25 protein-coding genes and 1 pseudogene are annotated in these 23,776 nt (G+C 63.7%); 13 read left to right on the top strand and 13 right to left on the bottom strand.

Annotation, left to right across the window (positions count from 1 at the left end):
• Nucleotides 1-52: 52 nt before the first annotated feature.
• Genes cdd through deoA form a run of 3 tightly spaced genes read left to right on the top strand, consistent with a single transcriptional unit; the run spans nucleotide 53 to nucleotide 2,592 of the window.
• The gene (gene cdd, locus ACYG9Z_RS08710; protein ID WP_023683183.1) at nucleotides 53-445 is read left to right on the top strand and encodes a cytidine deaminase; all 393 of its coding nucleotides are present in this window, start codon (nucleotides 53-55) and stop codon (nucleotides 443-445) included.
• Between the two features lie 12 nt (nucleotides 446-457).
• Nucleotides 458-1,273 carry a purine-nucleoside phosphorylase gene (locus tag ACYG9Z_RS08705; protein ID WP_023735052.1) on the top strand — a complete coding sequence of 272 codons (816 nt, stop codon included), beginning with the start codon at nucleotides 458-460 and terminating at the stop codon, nucleotides 1,271-1,273.
• Nucleotides 1,273-2,592, top strand: coding sequence for a thymidine phosphorylase (gene deoA, locus ACYG9Z_RS08700; RefSeq protein WP_023733522.1), 1,320 nt, complete (start codon nucleotides 1,273-1,275; stop codon nucleotides 2,590-2,592). Before ACYG9Z_RS08705 ends, deoA begins: the two co-directional genes overlap by 1 nt.
• A 9-nt stretch (nucleotides 2,593-2,601) precedes the next feature.
• Here the strand turns inward: deoA and ACYG9Z_RS08695 are convergent, their stop codons facing one another.
• The 3 genes from ACYG9Z_RS08695 to ACYG9Z_RS08685 form a co-directional block, all read right to left on the bottom strand.
• Entirely contained in the window at nucleotides 2,602-3,165 is a 564-nt protein-coding gene (locus ACYG9Z_RS08695; protein ID WP_023695614.1) for a TIGR02281 family clan AA aspartic protease, read from the bottom strand.
• Between the two features lie 129 nt (nucleotides 3,166-3,294).
• On the bottom strand, nucleotides 3,295-3,924 hold the full coding sequence (upp, locus tag ACYG9Z_RS08690; protein WP_023671129.1) for a uracil phosphoribosyltransferase: 630 nt from the start codon (nucleotides 3,922-3,924) through the stop codon (nucleotides 3,295-3,297).
• A gap of 163 nt (nucleotides 3,925-4,087) precedes the next feature.
• A complete protein-coding gene (locus tag ACYG9Z_RS08685; RefSeq protein ID WP_023695615.1) occupies nucleotides 4,088-5,059 on the bottom strand; it encodes an adenosine deaminase in 972 nt (323 codons plus the stop codon).
• Between the two features lie 134 nt (nucleotides 5,060-5,193).
• Between ACYG9Z_RS08685 and ubiE the strand changes: the two genes are divergently transcribed.
• The 3 genes from ubiE to coaBC all read left to right on the top strand — a co-directional run bounded on the left by ubiE (nucleotide 5,194) and on the right by coaBC (nucleotide 9,110).
• Nucleotides 5,194-5,970, top strand: a complete 777-nt coding sequence (gene ubiE, locus ACYG9Z_RS08680; protein WP_023737606.1) for a bifunctional demethylmenaquinone methyltransferase/2-methoxy-6-polyprenyl-1,4-benzoquinol methylase UbiE — start codon at nucleotides 5,194-5,196, stop codon at nucleotides 5,968-5,970.
• A 31-nt stretch (nucleotides 5,971-6,001) separates the two neighbouring features.
• A complete protein-coding gene (gene ubiB / locus ACYG9Z_RS08675; RefSeq protein ID WP_023749085.1) occupies nucleotides 6,002-7,576 on the top strand; it encodes a 2-polyprenylphenol 6-hydroxylase in 1,575 nt (524 codons plus the stop codon).
• A gap of 67 nt (nucleotides 7,577-7,643) precedes the next feature.
• Nucleotides 7,644-9,110: a bifunctional phosphopantothenoylcysteine decarboxylase/phosphopantothenate--cysteine ligase CoaBC gene (gene coaBC / locus ACYG9Z_RS08670; protein WP_023751356.1), complete on the top strand. Its 1,467-nt coding sequence runs from the start codon at nucleotides 7,644-7,646 to the stop codon at nucleotides 9,108-9,110.
• 121 nt (nucleotides 9,111-9,231) lie between these two features.
• Here coaBC and ACYG9Z_RS08665 read toward each other — a convergent pair whose 3' ends face one another.
• From ACYG9Z_RS08665 to ACYG9Z_RS08630, 8 genes and pseudogenes are all read right to left on the bottom strand, one after another.
• On the bottom strand, nucleotides 9,232-10,668 hold the full coding sequence (locus ACYG9Z_RS08665) for an MFS transporter (protein ID WP_023737608.1): 1,437 nt from the start codon (nucleotides 10,666-10,668) through the stop codon (nucleotides 9,232-9,234).
• Nucleotides 10,669-10,861: 193 nt separating this feature from the next.
• Nucleotides 10,862-11,339, bottom strand: a pseudogene (locus ACYG9Z_RS08660) (DUF992 domain-containing protein).
• Between the two features lie 89 nt (nucleotides 11,340-11,428).
• On the bottom strand, nucleotides 11,429-11,902 hold the full coding sequence (locus ACYG9Z_RS08655; RefSeq protein WP_023671136.1) for a DUF992 domain-containing protein: 474 nt from the start codon (nucleotides 11,900-11,902) through the stop codon (nucleotides 11,429-11,431).
• Between the two features lie 259 nt (nucleotides 11,903-12,161).
• Complete coding sequence (locus ACYG9Z_RS08650) at nucleotides 12,162-13,016, bottom strand: tetratricopeptide repeat protein (protein ID WP_023700994.1); 855 nt, start codon at nucleotides 13,014-13,016, stop codon at nucleotides 12,162-12,164.
• Nucleotides 13,017-13,219: 203 nt separating this feature from the next.
• Nucleotides 13,220-13,498, bottom strand: coding sequence for a 30S ribosomal protein S21 (gene rpsU / locus ACYG9Z_RS08645; protein WP_023671138.1), 279 nt, complete (start codon nucleotides 13,496-13,498; stop codon nucleotides 13,220-13,222).
• Nucleotides 13,499-13,673: 175 nt separating this feature from the next.
• Nucleotides 13,674-14,060, bottom strand: coding sequence for an SET domain-containing protein (locus tag ACYG9Z_RS08640; RefSeq protein ID WP_023671139.1), 387 nt, complete (start codon nucleotides 14,058-14,060; stop codon nucleotides 13,674-13,676).
• A gap of 105 nt (nucleotides 14,061-14,165) precedes the next feature.
• Nucleotides 14,166-14,924 (bottom strand): SDR family oxidoreductase, encoded by a 759-nt coding sequence (locus ACYG9Z_RS08635; protein ID WP_023671140.1) that lies wholly within the window; start codon nucleotides 14,922-14,924, stop codon nucleotides 14,166-14,168.
• A gap of 133 nt (nucleotides 14,925-15,057) precedes the next feature.
• Nucleotides 15,058-15,426, bottom strand: coding sequence for a YrdB family protein (locus tag ACYG9Z_RS08630; protein ID WP_023683195.1), 369 nt, complete (start codon nucleotides 15,424-15,426; stop codon nucleotides 15,058-15,060).
• A 202-nt stretch (nucleotides 15,427-15,628) separates the two neighbouring features.
• Here ACYG9Z_RS08630 and ACYG9Z_RS08625 point away from each other — a divergent pair, with 202 nt between their 5' ends.
• From ACYG9Z_RS08625 to ACYG9Z_RS08600, 6 genes are read left to right on the top strand one after another with little or no spacing between them, the layout of a single operon-like run.
• Nucleotides 15,629-16,882: a sarcosine oxidase subunit beta gene (locus ACYG9Z_RS08625; RefSeq protein ID WP_023683196.1), complete on the top strand. Its 1,254-nt coding sequence runs from the start codon at nucleotides 15,629-15,631 to the stop codon at nucleotides 16,880-16,882.
• Nucleotides 16,882-17,304: a hypothetical protein gene (locus tag ACYG9Z_RS08620; RefSeq protein WP_023671143.1), complete on the top strand. Its 423-nt coding sequence runs from the start codon at nucleotides 16,882-16,884 to the stop codon at nucleotides 17,302-17,304. The genes ACYG9Z_RS08625 and ACYG9Z_RS08620 overlap by 1 nt, the downstream gene beginning before the upstream one ends.
• Before the next feature lie 12 nt (nucleotides 17,305-17,316).
• Entirely contained in the window at nucleotides 17,317-17,628 is a 312-nt protein-coding gene (locus tag ACYG9Z_RS08615) for a sarcosine oxidase subunit delta (RefSeq protein WP_023683197.1), read from the top strand.
• Nucleotides 17,625-20,618 (top strand): sarcosine oxidase subunit alpha, encoded by a 2,994-nt coding sequence (locus tag ACYG9Z_RS08610; RefSeq protein WP_023751355.1) that lies wholly within the window; start codon nucleotides 17,625-17,627, stop codon nucleotides 20,616-20,618. Before ACYG9Z_RS08615 ends, ACYG9Z_RS08610 begins: the two co-directional genes overlap by 4 nt.
• A complete protein-coding gene (locus ACYG9Z_RS08605; protein WP_023683198.1) occupies nucleotides 20,611-21,195 on the top strand; it encodes a sarcosine oxidase subunit gamma in 585 nt (194 codons plus the stop codon). The genes ACYG9Z_RS08610 and ACYG9Z_RS08605 overlap by 8 nt, the downstream gene beginning before the upstream one ends.
• A gap of 52 nt (nucleotides 21,196-21,247) precedes the next feature.
• Nucleotides 21,248-21,475, top strand: coding sequence for a hypothetical protein (locus tag ACYG9Z_RS08600; protein WP_023683199.1), 228 nt, complete (start codon nucleotides 21,248-21,250; stop codon nucleotides 21,473-21,475).
• Between the two features lie 139 nt (nucleotides 21,476-21,614).
• Here ACYG9Z_RS08600 and ACYG9Z_RS08595 read toward each other — a convergent pair whose 3' ends face one another.
• Both ACYG9Z_RS08595 and ACYG9Z_RS08590 read right to left on the bottom strand, forming a co-directional pair.
• On the bottom strand, nucleotides 21,615-21,848 hold the full coding sequence (locus ACYG9Z_RS08595) for a DUF680 domain-containing protein (protein ID WP_023751354.1): 234 nt from the start codon (nucleotides 21,846-21,848) through the stop codon (nucleotides 21,615-21,617).
• A gap of 186 nt (nucleotides 21,849-22,034) precedes the next feature.
• Nucleotides 22,035-22,679: a TetR/AcrR family transcriptional regulator gene (locus ACYG9Z_RS08590; RefSeq protein WP_023671149.1), complete on the bottom strand. Its 645-nt coding sequence runs from the start codon at nucleotides 22,677-22,679 to the stop codon at nucleotides 22,035-22,037.
• Between ACYG9Z_RS08590 and ACYG9Z_RS08585 the strand changes: the two genes are divergently transcribed.
• Complete coding sequence (locus ACYG9Z_RS08585) at nucleotides 22,673-23,629, top strand: hypothetical protein (protein ID WP_156931481.1); 957 nt, start codon at nucleotides 22,673-22,675, stop codon at nucleotides 23,627-23,629. The genes ACYG9Z_RS08590 and ACYG9Z_RS08585 overlap by 7 nt on opposite strands.
• Nucleotides 23,630-23,776: the final 147 nt, after the last annotated feature.

Below are 23,776 nucleotides of genomic sequence, written 5' to 3'. Positions count from 1 at the left end.
GGAAAACGCAAAGCGCCGGGTTTTGACCACGATCGTCGGAGAGAACGTCTAGATGTCGCATGATCTGTTCGAAGCCGCGCAGGAGGCCATGGCCAAGGCCTACGCGCCCTATTCGAAGTTTCCGGTGGGTGCGGCGTTGCGCACCGAAGACGGCCGTGTCTTCACCGGCGCCAACATCGAGGTCGCGTCCTATCCGGAAGGCTGGTGCGCCGAGACCACGGCGCTCGGCCATTACATCATGGGCGGCGGCGGCAAGATTGTGGAAATCGCCGTCATTGCCTCGCGCATGGCCAAATGCTCGCCCTGTGGCGGCTGCCGGCAAAGGCTGGCGGAATTCTGCCGGCCGGACACAAAGCTCTATCTTTGCGACAACACCGGCGTGGTCGAGACCGTGACCATGGGCGACATGCTGCCCTACGGGTTTCGTGGCGACATTTTGAAGTGAGAGTTGGCTGATATGAAGGAAGCTCTGGACCACCTCGTTGAAAGGCTGGACGGGTTGGCGCCGACAACGGCGATGGTGCTGGGGTCGGGCCTTGGCGGGCTTGTCGACCAGGTCGAAAATGCCGTGCGCATCTCTTATGCCGACCTGCCGGGTTTCCCCCGCAGCGGGGTGACTGGCCATGCCGGCGAGGTGGTCGCGGGGCTTTTCGCCGGCACGCCGGTGCTGATGCTGTCCGGCCGCGCCCATTATTACGAGCACGGCGTTGCTGCGGCGATGCGGCCGGCGCTGGAGGTGCTTGCCGGCATCGGCATCACCAAGCTGATCCTTACCAATGCCGCCGGCTCGGTCGATCCCGACATGCTGCCTGGATCGGTGATGCTGATCACCGACCACATCAATTTCTCCGGCTCCAACCCGCTGATCGGCGAGCCTAGCGACCGCCGCTTCGTCGGCCTGACCGAAGCCTATGATGCCGGCCTGCGCGCGGCGATCGAACGGGCGGCGAAGGCGACAGGGACGGCGCTGCACAAGGGCGTCTATATGTGGTTTTCCGGTCCGTGTTTCGAAACCCCTGCTGAAATCCGCATGGCCCGCGTCATGGGCGCCAAAGCGGTAGGGATGTCGACCGTACCGGAGGTCATTCTCGCCCGCTTCTTTGGGCTTCGCGTAGCCGCCTGTTCGGTGATCACCAATCTCGCCGCCGGGATGACCGGGGCGGAACTGTCGCACCAGGAGACCAAGGACATGGCGCCGATCGGCGGCGCACGGCTGGCGACGATCCTTGCGCATGTGTTCCAGGATGGGTTGCCGGAGCCAAAGGGCACCTGATGCTTCCGCAGGAAATCATCCGCCGCAAGCGCGACGGCCAGAAACTGTCCGCGCAGGAGATTTCGGCCTTTGTCGCCGGCGTCACTTCGGGCAGCGTCTCGGACGGCCAGGTCGGCGCCTTTGCCATGGCGGTGTTCTTCAACGGCATGAACCGCGACGAGGCGGTGGCGCTGACGCTCGCCATGCGCGATTCCGGCGATGTGCTCGACTGGTCGGACCTGCCGGGTCCGGTCACCGACAAACATTCGACCGGCGGCGTCGGCGACAATGTCTCGCTGATGCTGGCGCCGATCGTCGCCGCTTGCGGCGCCTATGTGCCGATGATCTCCGGCAGGGGCCTTGGGCATACCGGCGGCACGCTGGACAAGATGGACGCCATCCCGGGCTATATCAGCCAGCCGGATATCGCGCGCTTCCGCAAGACGGTGCTCGAGACCGGCTGTGCCATCATCGGACAGACCGCCGATCTCGCGCCCGCCGACCGTCGCCTCTATGCGATCCGCGATGTGACCGGAACGGTGGAATCGGTGCCGCTGATCACTGCCTCTATCCTGTCGAAGAAACTCGCGGCCGGCCTGCGGTCGCTGGTGCTCGACGTCAAGGTCGGCAATGGCGCCTTCATGGAGAAGTCGCGCGACGCGACAGCACTGGCCAACAGCCTGGTCGAGATCGCCAACGGCGCCGGCCTGAAGGCCTCGGCGCTGGTCACCGGTATGAACGAGCCGCTGGCGTCGGCGGCCGGCAACGCGGTCGAGGTGCGCAACGCCGTCGATTTCCTCACCGGAAGGTTCCGCGACAAGCGACTGGAGGATGTGACGCTGGCGCTGGCCGCCGAGATGCTGCAATCGGCAGGGCTGGCGTCGTCCAATCAGGACGGTCTCAGGCGCGCGGCCGAGACGCTGGCCGGCGGCCGCGCGGCAGCCGCCTTCGCGCGTATGGTCGCAGCCCTTGGCGGTCCCGCCGATTTCGTCGAGAAGCCGGAAAAATACCTGCCGAAAGCGGCGGTGGAGTTTGCGGTCAAGGCGACAGGCAACGGTTTTGCCACCGCTATTGCCACCCGCGATATCGGCCTTGCCGTGGTCGGGCTCGGTGGCGGGCGCACGCGGCCGGACGACAGGATCGACCATGCGGTCGGCATCACCAGGCTGCTGCCGCTCGGCGCCGAGGTGCGGGCCGGCGAGCCGCTGGCGCTGGTCCACGCCCGCACGCAAGTGGAGGCCGAAGCGGCCGCAGCCGCCGTGCTTTCGGCCTATACGATCGGGGCGTCGAAACCAGCCGCCGACAAGACTGTCATCCGGCGCGTGCTGCCGCGCGGGTAGCGGAACGCGCTACTGCACCAGCAACAGTGTGCCGTTTTCGACCTGGTATTTTGCCAGCCGCTGCAAAAAGCTCATGCCAATGAGGTTGGTGCGCAGAGCCTTGTCGTCGAGCACTACCGCCTGGACGTTGTCGACGCTGATCTTGCCGATCTGCAGGCGATCGATGTTGACCACGGCGGCCCTGATCGCGCCATTGGCGGTGTTGACCTGCTGGTTGAAGTCCGACGGGTTGAGCGAGATGCCGATGCGGCGCGCCGTCGAGGTGTTGATGGCGACCAAAGTGGCGCCGGTGTCGATCATGCCGTCGACCTGGCGGCCGTTGAGCTTGAAGGCGGAGGTGAAATGGCCGCGCTCGTCAGCCGCCACCAATACTTTGCGCCCAGTGGGCAGCGGTGCGGCCGGCTTGCCGGGAACCGAGGCCATGTTCAGTTCGGGCTGAGGCTGCGCGGACGGCTTGCCGGCGACGGTCGACTTCAACAGGTTGTCGAGAATCTGCGGATTCGACTGATAGACGATCGGGATCGATGCCGACGTTCCGGCGAACACGCCCAGAATGACAAGCTTGCGCAGCATGAATGGACCTTCGTGAAGGCCCATTCTTGCCCACGTATGGTGTGTGCCGCTTTAACGCCAACCCGAAACCGCGGCTTTGCGTAAACGGGCGGTAAACGACTGGATGTCAGCTGGCCTTGCCAGCCGCCGTCATTTGGTTCCGTACATGCGGTCGCCGGCATCGCCGAGGCCGGGCATGATGTAGCCCTTCTCGTTGAGCTGGCGGTCGATGGAAGCGGTGAACACGGGAACATCCGGATGCGCCTTGGTGAAGCGCTCGATGCCTTCTGGCGCCGCCAGCAGGCAAAGGAAACGGATGTTGGTGGCGCCGCGCTCCTTCAGCTTGTCGATGGCCGCGATGGCCGAGTTCGCGGTCGCCAGCATCGGATCGACGACGATCACCAGCCGGTCGGCGAGATCGCTCGGCGCCTTGAAGAAATATTCCACCGCCTCCAGCGTTTCGTGATCGCGGTAGAGGCCGACATGCGCGACGCGGGCCGCCGGGACCAGGTCGAGCAGGCCTTCGAGCAGGCCATTGCCGGCGCGCAGCACCGAGGCGAAGACCAGCTTCTTGCCCTCCAGCGTCGGCGCTTCCATGGTTTCCATCGGCGTTTCGATGGTCGTCGTCGTCAGTTCGAGGTTGCGGGTGACCTCGTAGCCGAGCAGGAGCGAGATCTCGCGCAGCAGCCGCCGGAAACCGGCGGTCGACGTCTCCTTCTTGCGCATGATGGTGAGCTTGTGCTGGACAAGCGGGTGGTCGACGACGGTGACGCCCTGCATGGGTTGCTCCAGTGAATGGTGAATAGTGAATAGTGAATAGTGAGCAGGTTTGCGAGTCCCGATGGATCGATCATTGCGGTTGACAGGCCGAAGAGCCGGCAAACCATTCACCATTCACCATTCACCATTCACCATTCACCATTCACCATTCACCATTCACCATTCACCTCTTCGCATCGAGCCGGGCAAGCAGCGCGCTTTTCGTCTTCCTGTCGACGAAAGCCGCCTCGATCGCGGTTCGGGTGATGGCGGCCAGCGCCTTTTCGTTCATGGCGAAATGCTCGGCGGCGATGTCGTATTCGCGCTTCAGCGAAGTCCAGAAATAGGGCGGGTCGTCAGAATTCAGCGTCACCTTGCAGCCGGCTGCCTGCAGCGCAGGGAAAGGGTGATCGGCGAAACTGTCGTAGACCTTGAGCGCGATGTTGGAGCCGGGGCAGCATTCCAGCACGATGCCCTCATCGGCGATGCGCCGCACCAGATCGGGGTTTTCGATGGCGCGCACGCCATGGCCGATGCGCGACGGGCGGATGTGGTCGAGTGCGGCCTGCACCGTCTCCCACCCGGTCAACTCGCCGGCATGGATGGTGATGCCAAGGCCGGCTTCGCGGGCGATCTCGAAGGCCCTTACATAATCCTCCATCTCGCCCATGCGCTCGTCGCCGGCGACGCCGAAGCCGGTGACCAGCGGATTTCCGCAGCGCGCCGCAAAGCGCGCCGCCTGCTCGATCGACTCGACGCCGACATGGCGTACGCCGGTGACGATCATGCGGCCCTCGATGCCGGTCTTGGCTTTGGCGCGCAGCATGCCTTCGCCGAGCGCATCGGTATAGGCCTTGGGCGACAGGCCGGCCCTGACGGCATGGTCGGGCGAGGTGAAGACCTCGGAATAGATGGCGCCGTCGCGGGCAAGGCTGGTCAGATAATGGTCGGCGAGGCGGGCATAATCCTCCTCGGTGCGGAACAGGTCGGCGGAAAAATCATAAGCCGCCAGGAACGAGGTGAAATCATGCCAGACGAAGGAGCCGTTCTGGATATAAAGCGAGGTGTCCTTGCCGTATTTCTGCGCCTGACGGATGACGAGTTCGGGCGCCGCTGCCCCCTCGATGTGGCAGTGCAGTTCTGCTTTCAAAGGCATGCAGTTATCCCGTCTCATCAGTCCAGGCCGTAAAGCCCACCACCTGGAAGCGCGGCCGAACACCGCGCCTTAAACAATAGCGCCCGCACCATCGATCGGCTATGGTCCCGCCGGTTTTATGACGGATCAAAATAATGTCAGTTGAGAGAACCACGGCCGCGGGCGGCATGGAAACCTCCTATGGTTTCAAGAAGGTAGGGCCAGGCGACAAGCAGCCTCTGGTCAATGAGGTTTTCCACAAGGTGGCGAACCGCTACGACCTGATGAACGACCTGATGTCGGCCGGGCTGCACCGGCTGTGGAAGGATGCCATGGTGACATGGCTCAATCCGCCGAAACGTCCGGGCTGGAAAGTGCTCGACGTGGCGGGCGGCACCGGCGACATCGCCTTCCGCATCGTCGACGCCAGCCATGGCAACACGCATGCCACGGTGCTCGACGTCAACGGCTCGATGCTCAGCGTCGGCCGCGACCGGGCGGAAAAGAAGGGCCTGTCCGGGAATACCGATTTCGTCGAGGCCAATGCCGAGGAACTGCCTTTCACCGATAGCACCTTCGACGCCTACACCATCGCATTCGGCATCCGCAACGTGCCGCGCATCGATGTCGCGCTGACGGAAGCCTTTCGCGTGCTGAAGCCCGGCGGACGGTTCCTGTGCCTGGAGTTTTCCGAGGTCGAGATGCCGCTGCTCGACAAGGTCTACGAAGCCTGGTCGTTCAACGCCATTCCGCAGATCGGCAAGATGGTGACGGGCGACGGCGAGCCCTATTCCTATCTGGTCGAATCGATCCGCAAATTTCCCAACCAACAGAATTTTGCTGCCATGATCACCCGCGCCGGCTTCGAGCGCGTGTCTTTCCGCAACTATTCCGGCGGCATCGCAGCGCTTCATTCGGGCTGGAAGCTTTGAGGCCGGACAGTTTGCAGCAGCAGGGTAGACGATGAGCAGCGTCGGCGCCGCCTTTCGGCTCGCGCGGGCCGGCTGGGTGCTGGTCCGCGAGGGCGTGATCGCAGCACTGCCGGGGGACGAACTCAGCGGCCTGCCGAAATTCGGCTGGCGCATGGCCCGGCTGTTCACCCGCCGCCGCGCGCTCGCTTATGAGCGCAGCGACCGGCTGGCCAAGGCGGTGGTCCGGCTCGGACCCTCTTATGTCAAGCTCGGCCAGTTCCTGGCGACGCGGCCCGATGTCGTCGGCAACGACATGGCGCTCGACCTCGCCATGCTGCAGGACAAGATGCACACTTTTTCGCAGGCGGAAGCGGTGGCGGCGATCGAGGGGTCGCTCGGGCGCAAGATCGGCGAACTCTATACGCAGTTCGGCGGGCCGGTCGCGGCGGCCTCCATCGCCCAGGTCCATCCCGCGCAGGCCATGCATGACGGTGTCGATACCAAGGTGGCGGTGAAGGTGATCCGGCCTGGCGTGCGCCGCCGCTTCTTTCAGGATCTCGAAAGCTATTTCCTCGCCGCCCGGCTGCAGGAGAAATACATCCCGTCGTCGCGCCGGCTGCGGCCGGTCGAGGTGACCGAGACGCTGGCGCAGACCACCAAGATCGAGATGGATCTTCGCCTCGAGGCGGCCGCACTTTCGGAACTGGGCGAAAACACCAAGGACGATCCGGGCTTCCGCGTGCCGTCCGTCGACTGGGAGCGCACCGGGCGCGATGTGCTGACCATGGAATGGGTCGACGGCGTCAAGATGAACGACATCGCCGGCCTCGCTGCGGCGGGGCACGATCTGAAGGCGATCGCCACCAACCTGATCCAGTCGTTCCTGCGTCACACGCTGCGGGACGGCTTCTTCCATGCCGACATGCATCCAGGCAATCTGTTCGTCGAGGCCAATGGCAATATCGTCGCCGTCGATCTCGGCATTGCCGGACGGCTCGGCAAGAAGGAGCGCCGGTTCCTCGCCGAAATCCTCTACGGCTTCATCACCCGCGACTATTTGCGCGTCGCCGAGGTGCATTTCGAGGCCGGCTACGTGCCGCGCCAGCACAATGTCGCGGCTTTCGCGCAGGCGATCCGCGCCATCGGCGAGCCGATCCACGGCCAGCCGGCCGAGACCATTTCGATGGCCAAGCTTTTGACGCTGCTCTTCGAGGTCACCGAACTGTTCGATATGGCCACGCGGTCGGAACTGATCCTGTTGCAGAAGACCATGGTGGTGGTGGAGGGCGTCGCGCGTACGCTCGACCCGGCCTTCAACATGTGGAAGACGGCCGAGCCGGTGGTCGGCCAGTGGATCGCCGGCAATCTCGGGCCGAGCGGCCTGCTGATGGACGCGCGCGACGGCGCCAAGGCGCTGCTGGCGCTCGCCCGCCAGGCGCCGGACCTTGCCGCTCGCACCGAGCGGCTGTCACGCGAGATCGATTTTATGGCGGAGCACGGCCTCCGCTTCGACGAGGCGACATCGCGCGCCATCGGCAAGGCCGAAGCCCGTTACACCCGCTCGGGCCGGCTGGCGGTGTGGGTGATCGCGCTGACGCTGGTTTACATCGCGTGGAAGCTGCTCTGATCGCTTGCAACGCTAGCAACGGTGGTGCTAGCGTTGCAGTCGCGCTATTGATGTCGCGGAGCAAGTCATGGGCACCATTACTGTCCGCAATCTAGCTGACGACGTGAAGCAGAAATTGCGTGAGCGCGCTGCGGCGCGCGGGGTGTCGATGGAGGAAGAGGCGCGTGATGCGCTTGCCAAGAGCGTGCTGACGGCGGAAGCCGGCATGCCCGCGAGCGAAACCCTCTATGCAACAATCCGCCGCTTGGTTGAGCCTCATGGAGGTTTTGACATCGATCTGCCCCAGCGAGGTCAATCCACAAAAACGCAAAAAACCCTCGACGGCAAGCGCATCCTGCTGATCATCGGCGGCGGCATCGCCGCCTACAAGGCGCTCGACCTGATCCGCCGGCTGCGCGAGCGCGGTGCTGGCGTGCGCGTGGTGATGACATCGGCCGCGCAGGAATTCGTCACCACGCTTTCGGTCGGCGCGCTTTCGGCCGACCATGTCTTCACCGAACTGTTCGACCGCAATGACGAGCACGATGTCGGCCATATCAGGCTGTCGCGCGAGGCCGACCTCTTGGTGGTGGCGCCGGCCACTGCCGATCTGATGGCCAAGCTCGCCAACGGCCATGCCAACGATCTGGCCTCGACGGTGCTGCTCGCCACCGACAAGAAGGTGCTGATGGCGCCGGCGATGAACCCGAAAATGTGGTCGCATGCCGCGACGAGCCGCAACCGGGCGACGCTCGCCAAGGATGGCATCGCCTTCGTCGGCCCGGCCAAGGGCGAGATGGCGGAAAGCAACGAGGCGGGCGAGGGCCGCATGGCCGAGCCGCTGGAGATCGTGGCAGTGATCGAGGCACAGCTCGACAGCAGGCCGAAGCCGCTGGCCGGCCGCAGGATCATCGTCACCTCGGGGCCGACGCATGAGCCGATCGACCCGGTGCGCTACATCGCCAACCGCTCTTCGGGCAAGCAGGGCCATGCGATTGCGGCAGCGCTGGCAAGACTGGGCGCGGATGTACGCCTGATCTCCGGTCCGGTCAGCATTGCCGATCCGGCCGGCGTTGTGACGACACATGTCGAGACCGCGGCCGAGATGAAGGCGGCCGTCGAACAGTTGTTGCCGGCGGACGCTGCGGTCTTCGTAGCTGCCGTCGCCGACTGGCGCACCGCTGGCACGGCCGGCGAGAAGATCAAGAAGGTGGCGGGCCAGGGCCCACCGGCGCTGCAGATGATCGAAAACCCCGACATTCTCGCCGGTGTTGGTCATCACGGGCAACGGCCGGGGCTGGTTGTCGGCTTCGCCGCCGAGACGCAGGACCTGATTGCCAACGCCGAGGCCAAGCTGAAGAAGAAGGGCGCCGATTTCATTGTCGCCAACGATGTCTCGCGTGAAAGCGGCGTCGGCCCCACCGGCGTCATGGGCGGCGACCGCAACAAGGTGCGCATCGTCTCGAAGGACGGCGTCGAGGAATGGCCTGAGATGGGCAAGGACGAGGTGGCGGCGCGGCTCGCCGCGCTCATCGCCGAGCGTTTGCAAGCCTGAGCGGCCGCCGGTCCGCAATCAGGCACGGGCCATGGTCTTGCAAGCAGCCTTGTGGTCGAGGGCATTTGACGCCGACAGCGCCGGCGGAATGCTGTCGCCAAATTCTCCATCCGCCGTGCCCTCAGCCTGTCGCCAATTGCGGCCGGCGTGCCGCCAAAGCCATCTTCAACGCCGCCAGGCAACCGACAATGCCAAGTGGCACGAAGGCCAGGTACAGCCAGCCGGCGACGTGCGCTGCTGCCTCGCGGTTCAGCCCGTCCGAAAAGCCGCTGGCATTGGCGATGATGCCGGCCATGGCGGCGCCCACGGCGTAGCCGATGCGCTGCATGGTCGGCACGGCGGCCGAGGCGATCGTCTGCTCGCCGTTGCGGGCCGAGGCGACGATGATGCGGGTCAGGAAGGGCCATGACATGCCGAAGCCACCGCCTTGCAACAAAGCGCAGAGCAGGATCACCGGGATCGAGCCGGCGGGGATGGCATAGGCGAAACCGGCGAGGCCGGCTGCAATCATCAGCGCGCCGATAACGAGGATCTGCCGTTCGCGCTGCAGCGGCGCATTGGCGACGGCGATCGACAGGATTGACCAGGCGATCGATTCGGCGGCGATGATGTAGCCTGTGGTCAGGATCGGGATGCCGTGCAGCGTGGTAAGCAGAAGCGGCCCGTAGATGGAAAAAGAGACTGTCGCCACCGAGAAGGCGGCAACCATGCTCATGCCGCTGCCGACCGGCGAGCGCCATGAGAACAGGCCCGACGGGAACAGTCGCGATTGCGGCTTCATGGCGTCAACGAAAACGAACAGCGCCAGGCCGGCGAGGCCGAGGACCAGCAGCAGCGACGAGCGCAGCAAGGCGACGTCGACGCCTGCGGTGGCGATCAGCACGACGGCGATGGCGAGGCAGCCAAGTGCTGCAAAGGGGAAGGGCGGCGAGGTGCCGGCGGCGGCTTGCGGCTTCGTCGCTTCCGGCGTGTTCAGGACGATGAAGCTTGCCGATGCCATGGCGATGCCACCCAGCACGAAGACGCCGAAGGCCCAGCGCCAGGACAGGAGCTCGACCATGATCGCGCCGAGCATCGGGCCGCTGAAGGCGGCGACGCCCCAGATCGCCGACATGATGCCGAACAGCTGTGGCCAGATGCTGCGGTTAAACAGCCGCTCGACCGAGACGAAGGCCAGCGACACCAGCGCACCGCCGCCGAGACCCTCGACCAGACGGCCGCCAAGAAACACCGGCATGGACGGCGCGGTGGCGCAGATCAGTGCGCCCACGGCATAGAGCAGGGCGGCGACCGTGACGTTGGAGCGTAGAGCGACATAGCTGACCAGCCGCCCGGCCGCTGCGCCGGCGACAATGGCGCCGAGCTCGTAGACGGCCAGCGACCAGCCGACGAACTGCACACCGGCGAGGTCCCCGACCATGGCCGGCATGACCGTCGCCACCATCGTCTCGTTGGTGGCGTGCAGCAGGATGCCGAGGCTGATGAAGCAGAAGCGCGCGAGGTCGCCGCTTGCCCACAATGCCCGCCAGTCGACCTTGTTGCTGGTGATTCCAGTCATTCTTTTACCCTGCCTTTGCATATCTCGATGCCGGCGCATGGCGCCAGAAGCCAGTCGGGCTTTCCGGCGGGGCCATGCGCGCTGTTTCAGTCAGGCGAGTTGTAAAACCTCAAGCGCAGTTGAGCTCAAGTGGCTTTTTATCGAAGTGCAAACGGTCGAGATTGGCCGGAAGCCTCTCCGCTTGATGCGCCGGTCAGTTCTCAATGCTGCGCAGCTGAAACTGGCTGACGCCGATCGCAATGTTGATACCGGTCTGCGTCTGCAGGCTGAGCGGCTGCAGGGTGAAGGCCTGCGAGGAGCCGCCGACCAGGAGATTGGCGCCGGCGCCGACCGCCGCGGTCACTTCGGCGCTGGCGCCGATATAGTCGCCGGCCAACGCGCCGGGCGCATAGATGTTCCTCAGCGGCGTCAGCACCAGCCATTGCATGACGGTCTGCTTGGTGGTGCCGATGTCGAGCCCGTATTTGTTGACGGCGCCGAAATAGGCTTCCGGCGAAAAGCTCTTGTCGGCCGGCGTGAAGGTGCAGCTCAGATCCTTGCTGGAGCCGAAGATGAAGCCGGTGCCGCCGCCGATGGCGCAATCGAGCACACCGAGTTCGATACCCTGGCCTTGCGCTTGGGCCTGGGGTACAGATGATGGTGATAGCGGCGGCGATGGCTGGTTTCAGCACGGCGGATCCCCCAAAAAGCATGCGGCGCGAAACAGTAACCTGTTCCGCGCCGCGCGTAGAGGGATCAGTCGATCCTTATTTGCCGATGCTTATTTGAACGAGTGGATCAGCTCCAGGGAGGTCACGGCGACCGCTACATTGACGCCGGTCTGCGCCTGGACGCTGAGCGGCTCCAGCACAAAGGCGCCGTCCAGCCCGCCGACCAGCAGATTGGCGCCGCCGCCGGTCACCACGCTCGCCTCGGCGTTGACGCCGTAATAATGGCCGGCAAGGTCGCCCTCGTCATGGCCGCGGGTGGCGGCCAGAACCGCCCACACCAGCTGGCCCTGATGCGTCTGGCCGAGATCGACGCCGAGCTTGGAGATCATCCCCGTGTATTTCTCGGACGGCCCATGGTGATAAGGGCGGAACGTGCAGTCGACGCCCTTGTTCGACGTGATGACGTAACCGACGCCGCCGTCGATGGTGCAATCGAGCGTGCCGAGCTGAAGCTTGCCGGCGCTGGCGGGAACGGCAAGCAGCGTCGTGGCAAGTGCCGCGGCACAGATGATTTTCTTGATCATGGGTCAGTCCTTTCGAAAATGCCTTCAACAACGGTTGAATGGCCCGGAGCGTTCCGCTGAAAACTTGGCGCGATCAAGGCAGGGGTTAACGCTTTGCCCCCGGTGGTTAAGATTGGGTGATAGTGGGGTTTTCTGGATACGCAATCTCAAGGGGAAGCGCTCTGCGCTTTCCCTTGGGAGAAACCGCTCACGCGGCGCACTGCATCAGGAATAGAACGTTGTTATAAAAGGCCGCCGATGGCGGCGCGCCGGCTGCATCTCAGCCGGCGGTGGCGCCCGATGTGCGCGACAGGCCGTCCTTGGCCGGCTGGTAGGTCGGGTCGAGATGGACGGCTTCGCGGTAGGCCTTCGAGGCCTTGACCTTGTCGCCGCGGCGCTCGTAGATCAGGGCCTGGTTGGACCAGGCTTCGGCGTTCTTGCCGTCGAGCTTGATGGCCATGTTGAAGTCGGAGAAGGCGTTGTCCTCGTCATTCATGGCGAGATAGGAGAGGCCGCGGCCGTTATAGGGTTCGGCCGCGTCCGGCGCCAGGGAGATGGCGGTCGAGAAATCCTCGATGGCAAACTTGTGCTGGCCCTGGCTTTGATAGATCAGGCCGCGATTGTGATAGGCGCGGGCATCCGTGGTGTCGAGCTGGATCGCCTTCTGGAAATCGTTGAAGGCCTGCTGGGTCTGGCCGGCCTTGCGATAGAGGTTGCCGCGGCCGATATAGGCGGCGTCATAATTTGCATTGATCTGGATCGAGCGGTTGTAGTCGGCAAGGGCGGCCGCCTGGTTGCCGAGGAAGCGCTGGATCAGTGCCCGGTTCGAATAGGCCTGGTAGAAATTCGGGTTGAGCTGGATGGCGGTGTCGAAATCCTTCAGCGCCGCCTGGTACTGGCCGCCACGGCCATAGGCCGAGCCGCGCACATTGTAGCCTTCCGGATCCTGCGGATTGCGCTGGATCACCGCCGACAGCGAGGAGATGTTCTCGCTTGAGCCTTGCGCCTTGTCGATGTTGTTGAATTCGCCGGTCGGAACGCTCTGGCAACTGGCAAGCACCAGGCCGGACATCAGGGCTGCCGCCAGGGCCAAACCGCGCATTGTGGTTCTGCGCTCTACGCCGATTGCGTTCATGTCTGCCCTGTCCTCACTTCAGCCTCGCCGTCCAGGTCCCCCTCCGGGCCGGGTCACAGATTCTCGTAACAAAATCTAGAACGCCGTTTGCGCGTTCAAGGGAACGGCCTCCAACAGAATGGCGGCGCTCCAAACAAAAAGGTGGCGGCGATTCCGCATCGCGCCACCTCAGAGTATCCTTCGAAAAGGACGAAAAATTGGCGTCAGAACCGCGGCGGACGCGGAGCACCACCAGGACCACCGGCGGCGCCGGCAGCAACCGGGCGCGGCGTCATCGGCAGCAGGCCTTCGCGCTGGGCGCGCTTGCGGGCCAGCTTGCGGGCGCGGCGAACGGCTTCGGCCTTTTCACGGGCGCGCTTCTCGGAAGGCTTCTCGTAATGGCCGCGCATCTTCATTTCGCGGAAAATGCCTTCGCGCTGCATCTTCTTCTTGAGAGCGCGAAGCGCCTGATCAACGTTATTGTCGCGGACGAGTACCTGCACGGGCAATCCTGTCTTTCGGGTTTGATATCAACAGGCAAGTGGCCATAGCCACATGCCTCCGCGGCGCTTTACACCACGAATTGTGGCGGCTGATAGCAGAATCAGGCCGCGCTGTCCACACTGGAATGAAGGACAACCGCCAATTTGCCACGGCAGCCCCGAGATAGGGCGCCAACTAGGCGCTGGCCAGATGGAGCCGTGCGAAATCCTCGAAGAATTCGCCGTAATCGCAGGTAATTTCCTCGCCGGCTGATATATCTCGAGTGGCGGTGGCGCCGCCATATTGCGAAAAATCCGTGTTCGGCCGCTCGGCGTGGTTCATGAAGCGGCCATTATCGACTTCATAGACCATGAAGCCGGGACGGTCGGGGCTCGGATAGGCATAGCGGTCGAGCAATTCCTTGAGGTGCGGCGGCGCCGCCTCGTATTTGTCCATCGGGATCAGCCGGTCGAAATCCGGATCGAGCCGCCAGATCGAGGCGCCCTTCCTGATCGGCTCGGCGGCGAACACGCCGACGCCTTCGATTGCGCTCTGGGCGACATAGGTCCTGATCAGCAGCATGTCCGTCCTCCTCACCCGAAACCGAATCGCCAAATCGCGAGGAAAAAGCAAGTCCGGTTTCGGGTTCTATGGCTGATCGGCGCGGGCGATGACCCGCGAAATGCTTCACGTCCGGGTGATCGAGACGCCGCCATCGGCAAACAGCGCCGATCCTGTGGTGAAGCTCGACGCATCCGATGCCAGGAAGAGCGCAGCGCGGGCGATCTCTTCAGGCACAGCCACACGTTTCAAGGCATGCAGGTTTTCCACGAAAGCGCGTGATTCCGGCGTCTTGAATGTTGCCGACGGCGTGTCGGTGCCACCCGGCATCAGCGCGTTGACCCGCACGCCCCTGGGGCCGTATTCGGCGGCCAGCACCTGCGTCAGGCCGATCAGTCCGGCCTTGCTGGCGGCATAGCTGGTCATGCCCGGCATGCCGACTGTGTGACCGACGAAGGTCGAGGTGAAGATCAGCGATCCGCCGCCGCGTTCGACCATCGCCGGCACCTGGTATTTCGCGCCGAGAAAGGCGCTGGTCAGATTGGCGTCGAGCGTCTCGCGCCATCCGTCCAGCGACAGTTCCGAAATCGGACCCATCGTTCCGACGGAGCCGACATTGTTGAAGGCGATATCGAGCCCGCCGAATTTTTCGACGGCGAGATCGACGAGGGCTTTTGCATAGGCTTCGTCGCGGACATCGCCGGCAAGCGCGACTGCCGTGCCGTCGGCGTCCTCGATTTCGACGACCAGCGCATCGAGTTCGGCCTGGCGGCGGGCGGCGATGACGACCCTGGCGCCTTCTTCGGCGAAGAGTTTTGCGGTGGCGCGGCCGATGCCGGAACTGGCGCCGGTGACGATCGCTATTTTATTGGTGAGTGCGAACATTTTTTACATCCTTTCATCGCGCCGGCTGTGCCGGCAACCGGGATGTTGATCGCAGTTCGGGACGGTGCTAGCCACCCGATACGTGCTCGACTTGCTGAATGGCTTCGCAGCGGCACAAGCGCCGCGCGCCGGACTATTGCTTCAGCAGCCAGCCGAGGCGATCGAGCGAAAATGCGTAGCTGATGGCGATGAGCAGCGTGATGACAACGCCCGTGGTTGTGTGACCGGCGGCATAGAATCCGGCTGCACCGCCAAACAGGATGGCCAGTTCAAGCACCAGCCTGACTGCGCCTGGTACAGGAACCGGCGCGCGTCCGGACCGGCTCGGGTCGCCGCGCACCGCGAAGGTTCCCCACAGCGCAGCTGCAATGAACGGCAAGGCCAAGGCGAGGACCCAGCGCCACCATCCGCCGGAGAGGCTCCAGCCGGCAAAGCCGAGGCCAAGCAAGGCGGCAAGTTCCAGCAGGAAACGCAACGTCAGATTCCACCAGGCGTTGCCCATATCCGTCCTCCAGAGTCTCGCGATCGCCAGTGTGTCCGAACGCAGCCATGCCTGCCAGCCCGGGCAGGTCTTTTCCACCGCGGCGCAAAACGGCAAGCGCCGTCGCAAACAGCGCAAGGGTGGAAGCGCCGTTTCGCTAGTGATACACCTCGCGCGCCGGGGCTGCGTAAAATACCCCACCGCCATTTGCGAGGCTGGAACGTTGAAAAAATATTCGGTATTCGCCATCGCCCGCGAGGCCATGCGCGGCCACAAGGGCTGGGAGGAACAATGGTCCTCGCCGGAACCGAAGAAGGAATATGACGTCATCATCGTCGGCGCCGGCGGTCATGGCCTGGCCACCGCCTACTATCTCGCCACCGTGCACGGCATCACCAATGTCGCGGTGCTGGAAAAGGGCTGGCTAGGCGGCGGCAACACCGGGCGCAACACCACCATCATCCGCTCCAACTATCTCTATGACGAGAGCGCCGGCATTTACGACCATGCGCTGAAGCTGTGGGATGGGCTCTCCCAGGAACTCAACTACAACGTCATGTATTCGGCGCGCGGCGTCATGATGCTGGCGCACAATGTGCACGACATCCAGGTGCTGAAGCGCCATGTCCATGCCAACCGTCTCAACGGCATCGACAATGAATGGCTGACGCCTGAGCAGGCGAAGGAATTCTGCCCGCCGCTCAACATTTCCAGGCAGGCGCGCTATCCCGTTGTCGGCGCCGCCTTGCAGCGGCGAGGCGGCACGGCGCGTCACGATGCGGTGGCCTGGGGCTATGCGCGCGGCGCTTCGGCGCGCGGCGTGCACATCATCCAGAATTGCGAGGTCACCGGCGTCAAGCGGGCGGCCAATGGCGCGGTCATGGGCGTCGACACGACGCGCGGCTTCATCGGCGCCAAGAAGGTCGGCGTGGTGGCTGCAGGCCACTCCTCGGTGATCATGAACATGGCCGGCGTGCGCATGCCGCTGGAAAGCTATCCCCTGCAGGCGTTGGTGTCGGAGCCGGTCAAGCCGGTGGTGCCGTGCGTGGTTATGTCGAACACGGTGCACGCTTATATCTCGCAGTCCGACAAGGGCGAGCTGGTGATCGGCGCCGGCACCGACCAGTATGTCTCCTATTCACAGACCGGCGGCCTGCATATCCTGCAGCACACGCTCGACGCCATCTGCGAGATGTTCCCGATCTTCACCCGCATGAAGATGCTGCGCTCGTGGGGCGGCATCGTCGACGTGACGCCCGACCGTTCGCCGATCCTGGCCAAGACGCCGGTGCCCGGCCTTTACGTCAATTGCGGCTGGGGCACGGGCGGCTTCAAGGCAACGCCCGGCTCAGGCCATGTCTTTGCCCACACGATTGCCAAGGACGATCCGCATCCTATCAACGCGCCCTTCACCATCGAGCGCTTCCGCACCGGTCGCCTCATCGACGAGGCAGCGGCGGCGGCGGTGGCGCACTGATGATGGTGGAGTTGGCTGTAGCGGTGCCGCTGGTGCTGGCGGGGGAGCAGGACCTGTTCCACTTTCCGTCACCGGACGAAGTGCGGACGCAGCCGATCAGCCGCGCCGGCAACGAAGCCAATTGGCCGTTTTCGATCGACGCCGGCATTCTGGGATGCGTGTGGAGTGGTGGCCAGAAGGTGGTCATCTTCATGGAGAACAGGCCCTCCGATCTCGGCGAGGACGACACATTCGAGCCGCGCAGCGTCATCGTGACGACCGATCCGTTTCAGCTCACGATCGGCAACATGGCGTATCGCGAGCTGTTTCGCCCCGCCGCAAGTGTAGAGGAGCGCATTCGGCTCGTCGCGCCTTTTGCGGCGATGGGCCAGAGGCTTTGCAACCAACCGGCCGGCGCGCATGTCGGCCACGGCGAATTGTAGGAACGAACGATAATGCTTCTCATCCGCTGCCCCTATTGCGAGGAAGAGCGCCCGGAGCTCGAGTTCCGTAACGCCGGCGAGGCGCATATTGCGCGTTCGGCCAACATGGCGGGCGAGAGCGACGACGATTTTGAAAAGTTCTTCTTCATCCGCTCGAACCCCAAGGGCATCATCTATGAGCGCTGGCGCCACATCCATGGCTGCGCACGCTTCTTCAATGCGGTGCGCGACACCGTCACCGACAAGTTCGTCATGACTTACAAAGCCGGCGAGCCGAAACCGTCCAAGCTGCCCAAAAACTCCAACGAAATGGCTTCCAAATGAGCGGCGCGTTCCGCATTCCGAGCGCCGGCCGTCTCAGCCAGGCGAAGACCGCGCGGTTCTCTTTCGACGGCCAGTCTTACACCGGCATCGAAGGTGACACGCTGGCCTCGGCGCTGCTTGCCAATGGCGTGCATTTGGTGGGACGTTCGTTCAAGTATCACCGTCCGCGCGGCTTCCTGTCGGCCGGAGCGGAAGAGCCCAACGCGCTGGTCGAGGTCAAGCGCGACGCGGCACGCAAGGCGCCCAACATCCGCGCCACGGTGCAGGAGCTCTATGACGGGCTCGTCGCCAACTCGCAAAACCGCTGGCCGTCGCTCGCCTTCGACGTCGGCGCGGTCAACGACATTGCATCGCCGCTGTTTTCGGCCGGTTTCTACTACAAGACCTTCATGTGGCCGAAGGCGGCCTGGAAGAGCCTCTACGAGCCGAAGATCCGCGCCGCGGCCGGCCTCGGCGTTTCGCCTGACAAGCCAGATCCCGACCATTATTCGTCGCGCTATGCGCATTGCGACGTACTGGTGCTAGGCGGCGGTGCGGCCGGCATTGCGGCAGCGCTCGCCGCTGCCGAAACCGGCGCGCGTGTCATCCTCGCCGATGAACAGGCCAGCTTCGGCGGCAGCCTGCGCTTCGAGAGCGGGGCGAAGATCGACGGCCAGGACGGTTATGCCTGGGCGCAAGGCGCGGTGGCCAAGCTCACCGCCCTGGACAATGTCCGCGTTTTGTCGCGGACGACGGCGTTCGGCTACTACGCGCAGAACTTCGTCGGCCTGGTCGAGCGGGTCAGCGACCATCTGCAAAACCCCGGCCACGATTTGCCGCGCGAGCGCCTATGGCAGGTACGCGCCAAGCGCGTGGTGCTGGCGACCGGCGCCATCGAACGCCATATGGCGTTTGCCGACAATGACCGGCCCGGCATCATGCTGGCCTCGGCGGCGCGGACTTATCTCAACCAGTACGGTGTCGCGGTCGGCAAAAATGTCGGCGTCTACACCGCAAATGACTCGGCCTACTCCGCCGTGATCGACCTGAAGAAGGCCGGCGTCAACGTGGCGGCGATCGTCGACCTGCGCGACCATCCGACCGGACCTGTGATCGAGGAGGCGAGGGCGCTCGGGATCGAGGTCAATTTCGGCCGCGCGGTGATCCGCGCCGGCGGCAAGTTGCGCGTGACCTCGATGACGGTGCAGCCGAAGAATGGGGGCGGCGAGCGCACCATTCCGGTCGACGCCATCCTGATGTCGGCCGGCTGGACGCCGTCGGTGCATTTGTTCTCACAGTCGCGCGGCAAGGTCGCCTTCGATGACGAGACCAAGCGCTTCGTGCCGGGCATCTATGCGCAGGACTGCGTTTCGGTCGGCGCCTGCAACGGCACCGATGGGCTGTCGGCGTCGATCGACGAAGCCTATGCGGCCGGCGCCAAGGCGGCGAAGGATGCGGACGGCAAAGTGGCCAAGGGCGTTAAGCCGAAGGTCGACGCGTCGGAAAGCTGGTCGCGCGGCATGCTGGGCGCGGCGCCCGGCGCCGGGCCGGACAAGACGGTCAAGGCCTTCGTCGATTTTCAGAACGACGTCACCGCCAAGGACATCCGCCAGGCGGTGCATGAAGGCATGCGCTCGATCGAGCACGTCAAGCGCTTCACCACCAACGGCATGGCGACCGACCAGGGCAAGACCTCCAACATGCACGGCCTGGCGATTGCCGCCGAGACGCTTGGCAAGCCGATCCCCGAGGTCGGGCTGACCACGTTCCGCGCGCCCTATACGCCTGTCACTTTCGGCGCGATCGTCAGCCATTCGCGCGGTCCGCTGTTCGACCCGACACGGAAGACCGCGATCCATCCCTGGGCGGAAGCTCAAGGCGCGGTGTTCGAGGATGTCGGCCAGTGGAAGCGCGCCTGGTATTTCCCCAAACCCGGCGAGGACATGCACAAGGCGGTCGACCGCGAATGCGTCGCTGTGCGCACCAATGCCGGCCTGTTCGATGCCTCGACACTGGGCAAGATCGAAGTGGTCGGACCGGATGCGGCCAGGTTCATGGAACTGCTCTATACCAATCCATGGGAGAAGCTTGAGCCCGGCCGCTGCCGCTATGGCATCATGCTGCGCGAGGACGGCTTCATCTATGATGACGGCGTCGTCGGCCGACTGGCGCCGGATCGTTTCCATGTGACGACGACAACGGGTGGCGCGCCGCGCGTCATGAACCACATGGAGGATTATCTCCAGACCGAGTTCCCGCATCTCAATGTCTGGCTGACGTCGATCACCGAACAATGGGCGGTCATCGCCGTGCAGGGGCCGAAGTCGCGAGACATCATTGCGCCGCTGGTCGAAGGCGTCGACATGTCGGACGAGGCGCTGCCGCATATGTCGGTGCGCGAAGGCAAGATCTGCGGCGTGCCGACCAGGCTGTTTCGCATGTCGTTCACCGGCGAGCGCGGCTTCGAGGTCAATGTGCCGGCAGACTACGGGCAGGCCGTTTGGGAAGCGCTGTGGGCCGAAGGCCAAAAGCATGGCGCGACTGCTTACGGCACCGAGGCGATGCACGTGCTGCGCGCCGAAAAGGGCTACATCATCGTCGGCCAGGACACGGACGGCACGGTGACGCCGAACGATGCCGGGCTCGACTGGGCGGTCGGCAAGAAGAAGACCGACTTCGTCGGCATCCGCGGCCTGACGCGGCCCGATCTGGTCGCCAAGGGCCGCAAGCAGCTGGTCGGCTTGAAGACCAAGGACCCGAAAGTGGTGCTTGAGGAAGGCGCGCAGATCGTCGCTGACCCGAAGCAGGCGATCCCGATGAAGATGATCGGTCACGTCACATCCAGCTACTGGTCGGAAAATTGCGGTCGCTCGATCGCGCTGGCGCTGGTTGCCGGCGGCCGCGACCGGATGGGCGACACGCTCTATGTGCCGATGCCGAACGGGGTGATCGAAGTGGAGGTTACCGGCATGGTGTTCTTCGACGAGACGGGAGGGCGCCTCAATGGCTAAGGCTGCTGCAAAGAAGACGGCCCCAGCTGCAGCGCCGTCCGTCGAGCGCCGCCCGGCCCTGGCTGGACGCGTCGTTTCCGCAACGGATGTCAAGGTTGAGGTGCTGCCGCCGGCGGAGCGCATGTCGCTGCGCGCGCCGGAGGCTTCCGTCGCGGCGCTGTCGAAGGCGCTCGGCCTGACCTTGCCGAAGCAGCCGAAAACTTCGGCGTCGAAGACAGGGCGCACGGCGCTGTGGCTTGGCCCTGACGAGTGGCTGGTCATCGATGAGGCTGGCAAGGATCCGCTGGCCGATCGTGCTGGGGTTGCCGCATTGCATTCGGCGGTCGGCATCTCGCACCGCAACGTCGCCTTCGCCGTCACCGGCCCGGCGGCTGCCGCCGCGATCAATGCAGGCTGCCCGCAGGATTTGTCGCTCGAGGCTTTTCCGGTGGGCGCGGCGTCGCGCACCATTCTCGGCAAGTGCGAAATCCTGCTGTTGCGCACGGCAGCCGACGCTTTCCGGGTCGAGTGCTGGCGTTCCTTCTCGGACTATGTCTTTACTTTCCTGTCGGAAGCAGCCAGCGACGCGGCGGCGTAGGAACGTTTGACGGGTCAAGCCGTTCTGCTTCCCCCATCAGGGAGAACATACGATGCCGTCGAAAGCGCCGCCGAAGTCAGCTGGCAAGACGTCCGCCGTGCGCTCACTCGAACATGAGCAGCATCACGAGGTGACTGCCGAAGAGGAACTCGAGGAAGGCCTCGAGGACACGTTTCCGGCCAGCGATCCGTTGTCGATCACCTCGACCGCCATCCCAGGCGCGCCGGCAAGACCCGGCAAGGCCAAGACGGCGCCGGGTCGCAAACCGCGCAAGAAATAACCGTTCGGCTACGCCAGGTTTGAACTCGGAGAAGCCCAGCTTGCGCTGAGAAAATGGGGGCGCTGAGGAAAAAACGGGCGGCCGGGATTATCCTGCCGCCCTTAAATTAATCGTTGTGCTGTGGTCGAGCCCGATCAACTTAGAACGTGCTCGGCACGATCCATGGGTTGATCTCGATGCCGAGACGCGGGCTCTTGGCCTTGACGTCGGACTTTTCGACCGAGCCGGTCACGGCGCAATCGAGCTTGGCATTGGTCGTGGTGTCGACGCAGGTGGCGGCGGGGGCCTGCTTGGTCGAGTGTGTGTTGTTGGCGGCGAAAGCCGAGCTGGAGAGAGCCAGCACGGTGGCGAGAGCGAGAAGGGTCTTGTTCATGTCTGTCTCCATCGGTTAAATTCTTTTCGTACATGTACGATACAACGTACACATACGCCCACCGAGATGGGTTTTCAAGTCGGAAAACGTACGCGTACGAAAAATCTTTTTGAACGCCGAAAATTGCGGCGCACTGACACAGCCGAAGCTGTCAGGCCGGACGTTGAATTGGAGGGGCGGGGATGCTCAGCAGTCGACCGGGGTCTCGGTCAGCGGCGGCACATTCTGAGTGCTGAGCGTGGCGAGTGTGAAATCGCACATCCGCGTCACGAAAGCCTGCGGATCCCCGAAGGGGTAGAACGGGAACGTGATCAAAAGCGAGATGGTGCCGTGGCCGACTGCCCAAAGCATGGTGGCGATGGCGCGCGGATCGCCCTGCAGCTTGCCTGCGGCAACGCAGGCCTCGACCCTGGATATCAGCGCTTTCATCGCCGGGTTGGCCTCTTCCATGTCCTCATAGCTTCTGCCTTCCGGCAGCTTGGTCTTTTCGGTCATGAACACGGTGCGGTATTCGTTGGGATTGCCGAGCCCGAAGGCAGCATATTCGGTCATCACCGCACGCAAGGCCTCGATCGGATCGTCGGAAGGATGCTCCTCGATGCGGCGGGCAAGTGTTTCGAAGGCATCCTCGGCCAGCGCAAACAGGATGTCCTGCTTGTCGGCGAAGTAGGAATAGACCGACATCGGAGCATAGCCGACCCGCTTGGCCAACTTGCGGATGGTCAGCCCTTCATAGCCTTCTTCCTTGACGAGCTTGTGGGCTGCGTCGAGCAATTCGGAACGCAGTTCGGCTTTTTGTTTTTCGCGGCGTTTCTGGACGCTCAGTGGCAAGACCCGGTGCCTTTGGTTGGTTGTGCATGGCTAAATATATACGCTGTACGGAAACGGGCAAGGGCGCTGCCAGGGACATCAAAAAGCGACCTCAAGCTTTCTCTCGAATAGTCGTGTCCGTTCTGGTCTATTTCGCCAGCATCTATGTCACAGCATGTGTAACATGGGCGCTCGCAGGCAACATCGGACCGTTACAAACAAAGCCTATCTGGCGGCTCTGCAAGAAATTTCGGTTTTGGGGGGCCTCTATGGCTGCGATAGAGCTTTCGTCCGGGCTGCCGGGCGCACATCCACTTTCTCATGGCGCCAGGCTGGCGCTCAGGCGAGTCGTGATAGTCGCATGGCTGGCGATCGCAATCGGCTTCGCCATGGAAGCGCTTATTCTGACTGCCGGATTTGCGGCAGGTTCGCACCCGGCGCCAACCCAGGTTCTGATCGACTTGGCGCAAGGCGTGACCTGGTCATTCTTCGTCTGCGCCGGCGTCAGCCTCGGCACGGCGATCACCAAGGTGCGAGCCTCGCTTGGCGGCCTTATCGCCATGATCTCGGGGCCGCTGGCCATGGGCATCGCCAAAGGTACGCAAAAGGTGATGGTGAGCGCGCTTGATGTATCGGCAAAGCCCGTGATCCTGTCGCTCACCACGCTCGGTATGTTGCGGGCGATCGAGTATGGCTTGCTGGGCTGGATGCTGGCTTCGCTGGCATCCAAGGAAAAACCTCGCTCGCTGCATTTCATGCTGGCGGGTGCCTTGGCCGGCGCGGTGTTCGGCGGCGGGATCACGGCGCTGACGATCGAGACCGCCGCAGCCAAGGACATTGCGCTGGCATTGCCGCAGGCTGTCGCCACCGGCCTCATTGAGATCGTGTTTCCGATCGGATGCTCGCTGGTCGTCTACATCGCCCTGCAAGTCAGCCGGCACATGAAGTTCATTTCCAGCGATGCGCGCTAGAGCCGGATGATTTCAGGTCGAATTGACCTGAATCTGAATCCGGCTCTAAATCAAATAGATAGAGCATGATGTCGTCCGAAAACCGCTTCACACTTTTCGGCATCATGCTCTGTCTACAGACGGTGATCGGTTTGCGTCCTGTTTCCA

Source organism: Mesorhizobium sp. RSR380A (genome assembly GCF_054719385.1).
This window is presented reverse-complemented; position numbering and strand designations above follow the sequence as displayed.

Excerpts from the sequence above, each read along its gene's own strand:
- deoA (WP_023733522.1), top strand. The coding sequence starts at position 1,273 with ATGCTTCCGCAGGAAATCATCCGCCGCAAGCGCGACGGCCAGAAACTG.
- ACYG9Z_RS08635 (WP_023671140.1), bottom strand. The coding sequence starts at position 14,924 with ATGTTCGCACTCACCAATAAAATAGCGATCGTCACCGGCGCCAGTTCC.
- ACYG9Z_RS08655 (WP_023671136.1), bottom strand. The coding sequence starts at position 11,902 with ATGATCAAGAAAATCATCTGTGCCGCGGCACTTGCCACGACGCTGCTT.
- ACYG9Z_RS08685 (WP_023695615.1), bottom strand. The coding sequence starts at position 5,059 with ATGCCTTTGAAAGCAGAACTGCACTGCCACATCGAGGGGGCAGCGGCG.
- ACYG9Z_RS08665 (WP_023737608.1), bottom strand. The coding sequence starts at position 10,668 with ATGACTGGAATCACCAGCAACAAGGTCGACTGGCGGGCATTGTGGGCA.
- ACYG9Z_RS08595 (WP_023751354.1), bottom strand. The coding sequence starts at position 21,848 with ATGAACAAGACCCTTCTCGCTCTCGCCACCGTGCTGGCTCTCTCCAGC.
- upp (WP_023671129.1), bottom strand. The coding sequence starts at position 3,924 with ATGCAGGGCGTCACCGTCGTCGACCACCCGCTTGTCCAGCACAAGCTC.
- ubiE (WP_023737606.1), top strand. The coding sequence starts at position 5,194 with ATGTCAGTTGAGAGAACCACGGCCGCGGGCGGCATGGAAACCTCCTAT.
- ACYG9Z_RS08695 (WP_023695614.1), bottom strand. The coding sequence starts at position 3,165 with ATGCTGCGCAAGCTTGTCATTCTGGGCGTGTTCGCCGGAACGTCGGCA.
- ACYG9Z_RS08610 (WP_023751355.1), top strand. The coding sequence starts at position 17,625 with ATGAGCGGCGCGTTCCGCATTCCGAGCGCCGGCCGTCTCAGCCAGGCG.
- cdd (WP_023683183.1), top strand. The coding sequence starts at position 53 with ATGTCGCATGATCTGTTCGAAGCCGCGCAGGAGGCCATGGCCAAGGCC.
- ACYG9Z_RS08620 (WP_023671143.1), top strand. The coding sequence starts at position 16,882 with ATGATGGTGGAGTTGGCTGTAGCGGTGCCGCTGGTGCTGGCGGGGGAG.
- ubiB (WP_023749085.1), top strand. The coding sequence starts at position 6,002 with ATGAGCAGCGTCGGCGCCGCCTTTCGGCTCGCGCGGGCCGGCTGGGTG.
- ACYG9Z_RS08640 (WP_023671139.1), bottom strand. The coding sequence starts at position 14,060 with ATGCTGCTGATCAGGACCTATGTCGCCCAGAGCGCAATCGAAGGCGTC.
- ACYG9Z_RS08615 (WP_023683197.1), top strand. The coding sequence starts at position 17,317 with ATGCTTCTCATCCGCTGCCCCTATTGCGAGGAAGAGCGCCCGGAGCTC.
- ACYG9Z_RS08630 (WP_023683195.1), bottom strand. The coding sequence starts at position 15,426 with ATGGGCAACGCCTGGTGGAATCTGACGTTGCGTTTCCTGCTGGAACTT.
- ACYG9Z_RS08605 (WP_023683198.1), top strand. The coding sequence starts at position 20,611 with ATGGCTAAGGCTGCTGCAAAGAAGACGGCCCCAGCTGCAGCGCCGTCC.
- ACYG9Z_RS08650 (WP_023700994.1), bottom strand. The coding sequence starts at position 13,016 with ATGAACGCAATCGGCGTAGAGCGCAGAACCACAATGCGCGGTTTGGCC.
- ACYG9Z_RS08705 (WP_023735052.1), top strand. The coding sequence starts at position 458 with ATGAAGGAAGCTCTGGACCACCTCGTTGAAAGGCTGGACGGGTTGGCG.
- ACYG9Z_RS08600 (WP_023683199.1), top strand. The coding sequence starts at position 21,248 with ATGCCGTCGAAAGCGCCGCCGAAGTCAGCTGGCAAGACGTCCGCCGTG.
- coaBC (WP_023751356.1), top strand. The coding sequence starts at position 7,644 with ATGGGCACCATTACTGTCCGCAATCTAGCTGACGACGTGAAGCAGAAA.